11 protein-coding genes are annotated in these 12,180 nt (G+C 39.6%); 5 read left to right on the forward strand and 6 right to left on the reverse strand.

What is annotated here, in order from left to right; all coding sequences use genetic code 11:
• From DK924_RS03645 to DK924_RS03655, 3 genes are read left to right on the forward strand one after another with little or no spacing between them, the layout of a single operon-like run.
• Positions 1–1,728, forward strand: coding sequence for an autotransporter assembly complex family protein (locus DK924_RS03645; protein WP_109874357.1), 1,728 nt, complete (start codon positions 1–3; stop codon positions 1,726–1,728).
• Positions 1,728–5,399 (forward strand): translocation/assembly module TamB domain-containing protein, encoded by a 3,672-nt coding sequence (locus DK924_RS03650; RefSeq protein WP_109874358.1) that lies wholly within the window; start codon positions 1,728–1,730, stop codon positions 5,397–5,399. Before DK924_RS03645 ends, DK924_RS03650 begins: the two co-directional genes overlap by 1 nt.
• Before the next feature lie 44 nt (positions 5,400–5,443).
• Positions 5,444–6,325: a peptidylprolyl isomerase gene (locus DK924_RS03655; protein WP_109874359.1), complete on the forward strand. Its 882-nt coding sequence runs from the start codon at positions 5,444–5,446 to the stop codon at positions 6,323–6,325.
• 33 nt (positions 6,326–6,358) lie between these two features.
• Here DK924_RS03655 and queF read toward each other — a convergent pair whose 3' ends face one another.
• The gene (gene queF / locus DK924_RS03660; RefSeq protein ID WP_109874360.1) at positions 6,359–7,204 is read right to left on the reverse strand and encodes an NADPH-dependent 7-cyano-7-deazaguanine reductase QueF; all 846 of its coding nucleotides are present in this window, start codon (positions 7,202–7,204) and stop codon (positions 6,359–6,361) included.
• Between the two features lie 59 nt (positions 7,205–7,263).
• Between queF and syd the strand changes: the two genes are divergently transcribed.
• Positions 7,264–7,803, forward strand: a complete 540-nt coding sequence (syd, locus tag DK924_RS03665) for a SecY-interacting protein (protein ID WP_010388242.1) — start codon at positions 7,264–7,266, stop codon at positions 7,801–7,803.
• Between the two features lie 55 nt (positions 7,804–7,858).
• Here syd and DK924_RS03670 read toward each other — a convergent pair whose 3' ends face one another.
• The 3 genes from DK924_RS03670 to DK924_RS03680 form a co-directional block, all read right to left on the reverse strand.
• On the reverse strand, positions 7,859–8,632 hold the full coding sequence (locus DK924_RS03670; protein ID WP_109874361.1) for a Zn-ribbon-containing protein: 774 nt from the start codon (positions 8,630–8,632) through the stop codon (positions 7,859–7,861).
• A gap of 13 nt (positions 8,633–8,645) precedes the next feature.
• Entirely contained in the window at positions 8,646–8,915 is a 270-nt protein-coding gene (locus DK924_RS03675; protein WP_008109411.1) for a hypothetical protein, read from the reverse strand.
• A 104-nt stretch (positions 8,916–9,019) separates the two neighbouring features.
• Complete coding sequence (locus DK924_RS03680) at positions 9,020–9,253, reverse strand: DUF2789 domain-containing protein (RefSeq protein WP_010388246.1); 234 nt, start codon at positions 9,251–9,253, stop codon at positions 9,020–9,022.
• 288 nt (positions 9,254–9,541) lie between these two features.
• Between DK924_RS03680 and DK924_RS03685 the strand changes: the two genes are divergently transcribed.
• Positions 9,542–10,192, forward strand: coding sequence for a GNAT family N-acetyltransferase (locus DK924_RS03685; protein ID WP_008109415.1), 651 nt, complete (start codon positions 9,542–9,544; stop codon positions 10,190–10,192).
• 605 nt (positions 10,193–10,797) lie between these two features.
• Here DK924_RS03685 and DK924_RS03690 read toward each other — a convergent pair.
• Positions 10,798–11,097 (reverse strand): DUF3301 domain-containing protein, encoded by a 300-nt coding sequence (locus DK924_RS03690; RefSeq protein ID WP_008109417.1) that lies wholly within the window; start codon positions 11,095–11,097, stop codon positions 10,798–10,800.
• Positions 11,098–12,126: a DUF3549 family protein gene (locus DK924_RS03695; RefSeq protein ID WP_109874362.1), complete on the reverse strand. Its 1,029-nt coding sequence runs from the start codon at positions 12,124–12,126 to the stop codon at positions 11,098–11,100.
• Positions 12,127–12,180: the final 54 nt, after the last annotated feature.

A 12,180-nucleotide genomic window follows, 5' to 3' on the forward strand; every position in this document is an offset into this window, starting at 1 on the left:
TTGTTCAATCAGTTTTTAAAATCCGTTATTTGTTTTTGCTTATTTTTGAGCTTTTTCGCTATTGCAGCTGACAATATAATTGAAGATTATGAAATAAAAGGAATTAGTGGAGAGTTAGAAAACAACGTTGCTCTTTATTTAAAACCTTTAGTGGGTGAAAAACCAACGCGCTCACTGCGTCGTTACGCTAAATCGCAAGTTGAAGATAGCTTAAAGGCATTAGGTTATTACAGTTCAAATGTGACTATCGATTTTAATAAAGATGAGCGTGAGCTTGTTGCGACTATTGAACGCGGCTCCGCAACCCGTATTGAGACGCTTAATATTAGCGTTAACGGGGAAGCTAAACATGACCCATTAATTCAGCAAGTTATTGAAAGTTTAGAGTTAAAGCAAGGCGACATTTTAAATCATGGAATGTATAGCGCAGCCTATAAAAAAATTGAATCCGTTTTGTTAGAACATGGTTACTTTGACGCAAAATGGCCTGCCCGAAAATTTGAAGTGTCATTAAAAAAACACAGCGCTATTATTACCTTTACCATTGAAAGTGGTGTGCGTTATCGCTTTGGTGATGTGTTAATTACCAATCAAAGCCCAGCAGAAAAATACATTCGCTCTTTAGCCCCGTTTGAAATGGGTGAGCACTATAAAGCATCTAAGATTGCTGACTACAACCTAGATTTATCGAGCACTCCTTATTTTACAAGCGTGCGTGTTTACGCTGATATTTCAGCTAGAAAAAACAGCCAAGTGCCAATTAAAGTGGACGTATTACATAAGCCCGCGAATAGCTACGAAATTGGTGGCGGGTTTAATACCGAGCTAGGTCCAAAGGTACGGTTTAAATGGAGTAAACCATGGATCACGGAGCAAGGACACTACCTAGAAAGCAATCTTAATATTGCAAAAAAACAACAAGATATTTCTATGGCGTATACCATCCCTGTTAATAATCCGAATGATGATTTATGGCGTTTATCAGCAGGCTATAAGCTCGAAGATGAATTAGCCGACAATATTTACAGTGAAATTTTAACAGCGCAGTTGCAAAGGCAATGGCTCACCGAGCAAAAATGGATAAGAACTGCATTTATCAGGCGCGAGCAAGAAACCTATCGGATTGGCGACGGGCTAGAACGCACCACAGAAATGTTATTACCAGGTGTCAGTTATGCCCGAAAGCAATCGAAGGGAGGAACCACCCCTTATTCGGGAGAGCAGTGGTCTATATCGGCAGAGTTTGGTCTCGATAGTGTACTCTCTAGTACCAATATTGTTAGGGTGCAATTACAGCATGCATGGTTGCGCACTTATCTTAATAAGCACCTTGTGTTTTTAAAAGCAAACTTAGGAGCCATGTTAGTTGACGATATTAACAATGTTCCATATTCATTAAGGTTTTATGCTGGTGGCGATCAAAGTGTGCGTGGCTTTGCTTATCAATCAATCTCACCAGAAAATGACAATGGGGATCGCATCGGCGGTAAATATTTAATCGCGACGACTGCTGAATATAATTACCAATTTGCCAAAAACTGGCGAGCAGCTTTATTTGTTGATGGAGGGACGGCGACCAATGATTTTTCTGAGCAATTTGAAATAGGTGCAGGGTTTGGTTTTCGTTATTTAACGCCTATAGGACCAATAAGAATAGATCATGCGTGGGGACTCACTAAAGAAAGCAAAAGCACTCGTTTAAGTATTACCATAGGGCCGGAAATTTAATGTCTGTATTTAAAAAAGTCACTGCAGCACTTAGCACCTTAGTTGTTGCTGTATTAGTGACGTTGTTTTGCGTTGTTTTTACAGCTCCAGGTAACCAGCTAATTGCTTATAGCGCCAATAAGTTAGTTGATGGCTTAAAAATTGAAATAAATAACGGCCGTTTTTTATATAATGATGCGTTTAATTTTCGCTTTGAGCGTGACGGTTTATTACTTGATGCTCAGCAGCTTAAACTAGATTTATTTTGGTGGCACTGTGATGGTATGTGTATTGATAACTTAAGTGCCCGGTCTATAAAACTAAACTTACCAGCATCGTCATCTAATTCTCCTGATACATCTAACGAACCGTTGGAACAAATCAGTTTGCCATTTAATATTGCACTTAAGCGTTTAGCGGTCACTGAGTTTGTGTTAAGTCACACAAGTGCAAACGTAGTTGTTAATAATGTGGAGATTGCTGCAAAGGCACAAGGTGCTGATATTCAAATTAAAAACGTGAATATTCCGAGTGTTTTAATCGCGTTAAAAGAGCAACCTGGAGAAAATACAGCCAGTTCTACCCCAATTACTGAGTTACCTGCATTACCTAATATCGCATTTATGTCGCCACTCAATATTTACCTAGAACAGTTTAATATTGCGCAGTTCACGGTAGAGCAGAATGCACAGCAAAATGTGGTAAATAATATTGCGCTACAAATGAAGCTAATAGGTGCTGAGATTAACGTTGCTTCATTGTCTGCAAATTATCAGCAGTGGCAGCTTAATACTGCACTTAACGCAAAGCTTAAAGGCCGCTTACCAATTAGTGGCGATATCAGTCTAAAAGGGCATGGTTATGATGCCAATATGCAAATAGGCGGAGACTTAGAAAAGCTCAATGTAGATATAAAAAGCAGTGAATCATTTCCTTTTGAACTAACTGCTACGGCTAATCTTAAAAAACCAAATTATCCATTTAGTGTTAATGGCGGTTTAGAGCAGTGGATTATCGAAACAGCAAGTAAAGAGTTAAAGGTAACCGACGTAAAATTAACCGCGCAAGGCAATGCTAACGATTATCAGTTATCGTTATTTGGTAATAGTCAGTTAGGTGCTTATCCAACTGTGAATTTTAACAGTCAAATTAATGGCTCACTGAGCGAAGCAAACTTAAAAAATTTAGCCCTTAAAGCGAATGAGAGCCAAGCTACTATCCAAGCGAATATCGACTGGCAAAATGGGGTTAGTGCTAACTTTAGCGGCGCGCTATCGAGTTTAAAAGCGCAATACCTCACTGACACACTTACCAGTGATATTTCAGGGCAGTTTAAAGGGGCATTTGTTACCAGTTCAAATAGCTGGAAATTAAGTATGGATGACACCCAATTAAGCGGGTTACTAAATGATGTACCGCTTAATTTTACTGCTCAATTTAACTTAAATGATGAACTTAAAGCCACTGTAAATAAATTTAACCTTAGCAGCGGCACAAACAGGTTAACCTTAACAGGCGAAGTTGATCAGCAATGGCAGATTAATGGGGCTATTGCGCTGCAAAGTAATGATGATGCAAAGCTTCCGTTTATTGCTAATGGTAAAGCCGATTTAAGTATAAGAGGCGAGCGGTTGACGCCTGCAGTTGATTTAGCGTTAAAGCTAGAGCAGTTTATTTATGACGAAATTAATATTAATAAGTTGGCGTTAAAAGCACAGTTAGACACCGCTACCGATTGGCAAACAGATATCAGCGTTAGTCTTGATTCAGCGCGTGTTATGAATCATCAAATTAATAAAGTGGAAATAGTCGGCAGTGGTGATAAAACCGATCATCAATTGAGTGCATCTATTGATGCTGATGCTGGGGCTGCCTCGTTTGAACTAAATGGCAAACTTGCTAACGCGATTTGGCAAGGTGAACTCAGTAATATTAGTGTAAGTGATAAAACGCTTAGCTTTGAAAATGCTAAAGATATAGCTGTAACTATAGATTCGAAAACGGGCGACTTTGATGTGAGTGCGCATTGTTGGCAATCGAGTAATAGTAAGTTATGTATTGATAGATTAAATCAAACCCGCGAATTAGGCCAGCTTAACGTAAAACTGGCCAATCTTGCATTGCGAGAGCTAAAACATTGGTTACCAGAGAATGTAATAACACGTGGTGATATAGCGGGAGACTTTGCTGCTAATTGGCAAGCAGGTACACTTAAAACTCTACGCGCTAATTTAAATTCATCAGGGCTTAACGCGGTACTTATTAACGAAGAAGACCGATTTAAGCTACCTATAGAAACGCTAAACATAAGCGCTTTTTCTGATGCTAAGGTTGGCCAAATAGAAGCTAACATAGAATCGAGTGTTTTGGGTAAAGTAACGACTAAAGTTGATATTGATGATATTCAAAATAAGCAAACGCTTAACGGTAATATTCAAATTGATAAAATTTTATTGTCTGATATACAGCCATTTTTAAATACGTTCGAGCAGCTTAATGGCGCCATTCGTGGGCAAGTTGCATTAGCAGGCACACTTAAAGATCCCTTGTTAGAGGGAAATTTAAATATTGAGAATATCAACCTAGAAGGTGAGCAACTGCCTGTCGCTCTTAAAAATTCCAATATAAATGTGGCGTTTAATAAGTCTACCGCCACCATTGAAGGAGATTTAAATGACCCTCAAGGCGGACAGGTAAAATTAACGGGGAATGTTGATTGGCAAGGTGAACAACCAGCTGTAAATATGAATGTAGTCGGCAGTGAGTTTTTTGTAAGAGCGCAACAAGGCGTGGTGTTTAAAGTATCACCAGAGTTAAAAATAAGTTTAGCTGACAATGCACTTAAGCTGGCAGGTGATGTTGTAGTGCCTTATGGTCGAATAGAAATTGAAGAGCTGCCAGAGGGGGCTGTACAGGTTAGTGATGATGAAATAATTTTGGATCAAACTACGCAAAATACTAAAAAAGCCCCATTTAACTACGATATTGATTTAAAAGTAACGGTTAAAAATGATGTCAGAGTAGCCTCATTTGGACTTGAGTCTAAGGTAGTGGGTGATATGGATATCAAAATGAGCCAAGACTCACCCATTATTGCCATTGGTGAGCTTAATTTAATTGAAGGAACTTACTTGGCATTTGGTCAAGACTTAATAATTAGAACTGGGCAAATTGGTTTTAGTGGCGCAATAGATAAGCCTCATTTAAATATTAAAGCCATTCGCAACCCAAATAATACCGCCGATGGTGTTATTGCAGGTGTTACTTTAACTGGCAGTGTTGAGCAGCCAAATTTAAAAGTATTTTCAGAGCCGGGTATGGACCAAGCGCAAGCCCTAGCGTATTTGCTGAATGGTCAACCATTAGGGGAGGGCGACAGTTCAACGGATGCAATGTTAACTCAATTACTACTTTCTCAAGGAGTGAGCCGAAGCGAAAGCTTAGTGTCTAAAGTCGGTGAATCGTTTGGCTTGTCAGATGTGAGCTTAAGCTCTAAAGGTAGTGGCGAGCAAACAAAGGTAGAAATATCAGGTTATTTAGCACCGAGTTTGCAGGTTAAATATAGCGTGGGGGTATTTGAGTCGCTCAGTGAAGTGGCAGTGCGTTATCAGCTAATGTCGAAGTTATATATAGAAATAACCAGTGGCCTGTATCAAAATGTCGACATACTGTATAAATTCAATTGGGATTAACCTTTATCTACCAATACCAATACCAATAATAAAAAGGAAAAGGTATGAAAAAATTCGTAATCACTATTATAGCGTCGGCTTTGCTCGGCGGATGTGTCCAGCAAAGCACTTTGCCAGCAACGCCAGTTAAAAGCCTAACCAGTAGTGAGATTATTGCTGCTACAACAGATGAGCAATGGCGATGGGTAGATCCTGAGAATATTTTAAAACTAACCCTACCTACCGGTGCTGCGTATATTGAGCTCAATTCAGCGCTTGCACCAAAACACAGTGCTAATATTAAAAAATTGGCACGACAGGGCTTTTATCAGGGCACTCATATTTATCGTTTTGTAGAAGGGTTTGTTGCTCAAGGTGGTGATAGCACGGGTAAAAAGTTAACTAAAACCAAAAATAGCACAGTACCTGCCGAGTTTTATTTAACCACCAACGAGCCGCTTAGGATCACTGAAATGGGTGGAGATGGTTATGCACCAATAACCGGGTTTTTAAATGGTTTTGCGGTAGCTCAAAATGAAACGCGTGATCAAACATGGCAAATTCATTGCCATGGTGTATTTGCAATGGCGCGCGGCAACGATATTAATAGTGCCAGCACGGAATTTTTTGTCACCATAGGGCAAGGCCCACGTTATTTAGACAAAAATATCACCGTATTTGGGCGAGTACTTACAGGTATGGCACATTTTCATCAGCTAGCGCGCACACCTAAAGGTGGTAGCGAGTTTAATCCTATTACAGATTTACAAGTATTAGCCGACGTTAGCAGCGATCACAGCCGATTTAAAGTAATGAAAACAGACTCAGATGCATTTAAACAGTTAATTTCAGCACGAGGTAGTCGTAGTGAGGAATGGTTTGCGTATAGCCATAATTACATTGATGTGTGTGGAATGCCTGTACCAACTAAGCAACTTAACGATTAAAAAAAGGAGCCTGAGGCTCCTTTTTTGTTTAGCTTATTGACGGTTTATTTTTACCGCAAAAGGGGTATCGTTATGATGCGTTGAGCGATATGGATTAATATCAAGGCCGCCACGACGCGTATAGCGCGCGTAAACTTCAAGCTCTTTAATATTCAATTGAGTGGTTAAGTCGCTGTAAATACGCTCTACACATTGCTCATGGAACTCATTATGGGTCCTAAACGAAATTAAATAGCGTAATAATGACTCACGACAAACTTGCTCACCAGTATAACGAATAATAATGCTGGCCCAATCCGGTTGCGAAGTAATTAAACAGTTCGATTTAAGCAGGTGGCTATGCAAGGTTTCGCTAACCACTTTATCGCTTTGTGACTTTAAAGAATGTGCGTCAATATGGTAGTTATCTATTTCAATATCTAACTCATCAATACACTCACCAGGAAGCGGTGTGCAAGGAATACAATTATAATCATCAGCGCTGTATAAGGTTACCTTTACCGGGCTGTTTACCGCATTTGATAAGTCTTCAATTAAATGTTGCTTAACAATGTCAATACTTCCAAAGCGACTTTGGTTAAAGCTGTTCAGATAAAGCTTAAACGACTTTGACTCTATAATGTGACTACTTTGACATTCGAAAGTAAATATCGCCACCGCAACTTGTGGTTTGCCTTTGGTATTTAACCAAGATAGTTCGTAACCGGTCCAAATATCTTGGCCTTTGAATGGTAATGCGGCTTCATCAATACTCAACGCGTCGCGATTAAGCTTGCGAGCAATAGGAAAAAGCAAGCTGGGCGTGTATTGATCTACATACTCAGTAGATTGACCAAGTACGCTGCCTTTAAGATCGGGAGAATTGCTGTAATCTGTCATGTTTGCTCTTAAATAGTTACAATGGGGACATTATATCTAAATTAAATGAGTTTCACAGTATGTCTGTTGCAATGCAATTAGCCCAACTTCACCAACGCTTTAGTGAAAAAACTATCAAAAATACACAAAAGCAGCCACTCATCGCCCACGATGAGCAATGGCCAAGTCCTTGTGAAATAGGCACAGCCGATGAGCACGGTATGATTCAATGGCAAGCGATAGTGAGAGAGCCTGCAGGTTCTTTGGCTGATCTCGCTAACGCATTAGAGCTTGAATTTCCTGATGAACTTAGCCAGTTTTATGGCCATATGTTTGCTGGCAGTATTTTAGCCAGCGTTGATGGCCATCAAGTAGAATTATTACAAGCGTGGAATGAGGATGACTTTGACTTACTGCAACAAAATATCACGGGTCATGTTTTAATGAAGCGAAAGCTAAAGCAAGCGCCAAGTGTTTTTATTGGTTTAACTGATCAAGATGATTTACTTGTTACGGTATTAGTGGAAACAGGTGAGGTGTGCCTAGAGTATGTAGGTAAAAAGCCACATCATGTACTCGCCAAAAACCTCAGTGAATTTATAGCGTCGTTGGCAGTATAATTATAAGGTAATTTTAAGGTGTGATGTTTTAGACATAGCACCTTAAGTATGGGATTTATTGAAAATCCCATGAAATATTAGACACTAAACCACACGGCTCACACCTAAAATCAAATAAACCAAACCATGGCTCAGGTAATTTCCATTCACCTTGGCAACTTGGGCATTTGCGCTTAAGCTCCGAGGCTTTATCGACACCACCTACACGATATAAGTAATAGTAAACAGGCTTTTTAGTTAAAAAGCTGATGCGTTTGCTAATATCTTTACCTCGGCGATACAAATCACTTTGTGTGCTGGCTATTTCCTCTAGTGCAGGAAATTCACAGCGAGTTGCGCCATTAATTTGAATTTGATCGCATGCTTGCCAATCTTCTTGCCATTTAATCAGGGTTTTATAATCGCCATTGGCAATTGCTGGAATATTAAATAGCGGAACGGGTAAAAAGTCATCGCCACAATACAGTGGGCTGCAGGTGTGCACATAGGTAGTATATAAAATATAGCTTGAGGGATCTTTACAACCATCGGCACCGTTTGAGTGAATGTCTTGACCTATTATTTTCACCTTTGGTGCTAACAAGCCTGCATCATGAAGCTTTTCAACACTGTGCTTTACAAATGCACTGTTGTTAAGAGGGTGCATAGCGTCTTCGGTCGGACACATAACGCGAGTGATAAAATAGCCATCTTTCAAAACCGTCGGAAATTCTTCTCCAATGATTTGGCCACTAAAACGTAATGCATTTACCAAGCGATTTATTGCTTGCTCGGCTTGCTCTAAGGTGGTGTCTTGGTAGCAATCAAATGTTAAATCAACAACAAACATTTATAGTCTCAAATTATTTTGGCGCGAGCAGTGTAAGTAATTGATCTAACTTTTGCTCAATTCTATCTAATTGAGAGTTGTTCTGATCTTCATTACTGACACTTTGCTTGGGGGTTTTCATTAAATTATAAATTGAATCAGGATTATTCTTATATTGACTCACCGCAGCAATAATAACCGGCATTGGGGTCGGTGTTGTTAAACGACTTTTAGTTAGTGCAACAGTGGGAACTTTGCCTTCATCAAGAAGGACTTTAATAGCTTCAAATACAGCAGCGTTCATTCAATTATAACTCTTTTATAAAGTAAGCTCGCAACATAGACGCTGCGAGCGGGTATGGTATCAATAAAGTGGCTAAGGCACATTAAAATGCGCCATAAAATTAATTATTTTTGACGAAGACGTACGTCTAATTCATCTATTACTTCACTCCAATCGCCATCAACCGCTAGCGATTCGGCAATGAAATGTTGTTGGGCTTCATCCCAAAAGGGAGCATCTTGCAACAAGGTTGTATCGGCAATGGAGTGCGAGGCAATAAATGCATCTATTTGCGCATCCGAATCCGGCAGTCCTAGTTGGGCGAACAAGGTATTAATTGTATGTTTTGTTGTATCCATAATAATGCTCCTAAATGAATTAATATGTATTAACTCTAGGGGGGAATGGTATATCTAGCCAGTTTAACCCTTACTGAATTTACGCTTTATTTATTCAGTAGTAAGTCGCTAAAGCATGATCTGACTCAATGCAGTGGATGAGCGTACTAACTAAAATGTAAATTCGCTTATTTGTCTCACTTAGGTATATAGTTATATAAGCATTTGGTCATCGTTGTAGTTCAAAATTAATCCCAAACAAGTTACGCGGCGTAATGACAACGGGTATAAAATAATAAAGGAAATAAAATGACAGCCACAGCAGAATCGACAGACGCCTTTAGTGTTCAGCATATTGCACCAGAGGATATAAGCACAGCAGCCAGCCTAATTTATCAGGCATACCAAAACGATCCTATTTTACAAACTCTGCTAGGGTATAACGAAGACAACCCGCTCGATTATGAAAAAAAATTACGTGCACTTATCCGTGAAGAACTCAGTAGCTTTTGGCAAGAGAAGCAGCCTTTAATCGGCCTTTACCGCAATGATAAATTAAAAGCGGTTGCCTGTGTATTTGAGTCAAATAGCCAATTACAAGCTGAGCGTTATTGGCATTGGCGATTAAAACTGATGCTAAGTGCAGGTTATTTACAAACGAATCAATTAATTGAAAAAGAAAAAACCATTCGTGACGCCTTAAAGCCGCAAGGGAATTATTACTTTTTAGCGTTTATTGCGGTTGATCCACACTTTCACGGGCAAGGGTTTGGTCGCACTTTACTTAAAGGTTTAGATGGCTTAATACACGATAATCCTGAGTCTTCTGGTATAGCGGTATTTGTGACTCGTGACGAGCATACGAAATTTTTTAAATCGCAAGGCTTTGAGCACTTTAAACAACTTTCATTTAACCAAGTTAAGGGTGAATTACTATTTAAAGTTGCTAATGCTCAATAAAGGTAGTTGTTCATAATGGCGTATCTGTAAGCCTATGTTCCAAATCGGGCACACCAGTGTGAGATATATCTTACATTAGTGTGCTCTTTGTCAGTTTAAATCCATTATTTATCCGTTAATAAGCATCAAGCTTCTGTTATTTATAGCTATTTTAGTTTTTTCAATTTTGTGACATTAAATTTTTTAGTTTTCCTCACTATTATACCCAGCCGTTTGGTTTAAACTTTACTTTGTCAAGACGACATAGCTCAATGACTGAGCTAATGCCATGGATATGGAATCAGGCAGCATAGTAGTGACTAGCAGGAAGCGCAAAGGACAAGTTAACACGGATGCAAGGATGAAACAGGAAGTACATGAAGTACTAAAATAGCTAGGAGCTATTTAAAGGATACCAAGGATGATGCGATAGGACATTGCAGGAGCGTTAGTTTACGCAGGACGGCCAAGGCGGCAAGAGGATATTGCAGGATGCAATGGAGGGCTAACAGGGTAGTTTGCTCGTTCAGTGGATGATAAACAAGGATCAGGTAAAGGATACCTTACAGGATGTTGGCAATTGGGGCGTAACTGAGGTTACGCCTTGGTTTTTTGTATTATAAAAACTATATCTTATGTGGTGGCACAACCACACTTTTTAGCTTTTCATCTTCCATGATTAACACTCCCTGATAAGCATTTTCACCATCGCTTGAAAATTCAAAAATAAATTCGCTTTTCATGCCCGGTTTACCACTTTTTAAAATGCCAAACCGACGCTTGCTACAAGCCACACTCATTAGTTGTACCTGCAATTGCTCACTTTGGCGTTTGGCATGAACGTTCGCTGCTTCGGCTATTTTACGATTTAGCCAAAAAAAATAAATTACAGCCCCAATAAGTATGAACGTCCATAAACTAGCCATTTAAGAGAATAACCTTCCAATTGCGCGAGCTAACGTCTCGCTTCTGTTTTCTTTACGTAGTAATGCTAATAAATGTGGGCGAATAGTTGGAATTGCAACTAAATCTGCAAAAATGCTGGGAAATAACTCAGCTATTTTCTCATGGTGCGCACAGTTATCCATAAATACATGCAAACGCTGTGGCTCTTCTAATTGTTTAAAGCAGCGACCTGCAATAGTTAATAAAATGTCTGAGTCTTGCCCAAGCGTAGATTCTAAAGCGCAGTCAACCAGTTGTGCGCTAAGCCCTGTTGCTTGCCCTGATGATATGGCGCGAAGCGCGGCAGAAGCCGTAACCACATCATTATTCTTAAGGGCGGTTTGTCCATAACTTAACAATAACTCACTTAACGTGGGTGGTATTTCGATGTGTTCAAGCATTGCGCTTAATGGTTGTAATACTTCAACAGGTAAATTAGGCCACGCAGCGTGTAAGTGTTTTAAGTTATCAGCACTGTTGAGGCGATAAGCAAAATCAGCAATGCCTTGTAGCGCCACACTTTGCCAATTATCAAAACCAATCTGGCCACTAAAATAAAGCTGGGCATGCTCATAATACTGTGAGGCTGGTCGTTTTAATAACACTTTAACTTGTGCATTAAACGCCGCTAATTTATTAGCATTAGGAGTAAATACGTAAGGGTTGTTATCGAGTTTGCCATCGGCTTGTTCGCCGGTAATTTCTGTTCCTAGTGCTTGAATTACCATGTCTGCAAAGTGGTCGCGGCTGGCACTAACGAGTTTACTTTGTTCATCAAGTGGGAATTTTAAAAACCACACATAGGGTTCTTTGCTAGCTTTACTGTCCCAAAATTGAATCGCTAGCCATGCATGGCCTGCTAATGGGTAAGGGTAAGGAACTTGTGCTTGTTCAACAGCTAAAAATTGTTGTTTATCAAGCTTGGTAATATGCCTGCCAATATCAAAAGCACGCCATTGAGTTCCTGCACCGTCTAAAAGCTGGCCTAATGTGGCTATATGTTCACTCATGAATTTCCAACTGTTTTTACTACAAAATTACGCTAATTATACGCCATAGCGACT

This window comes from Pseudoalteromonas sp. meg-B1, from assembly GCF_003173795.1.
Classification (GTDB): domain Bacteria; phylum Pseudomonadota; class Gammaproteobacteria; order Enterobacterales; family Alteromonadaceae; genus Pseudoalteromonas; species Pseudoalteromonas undina.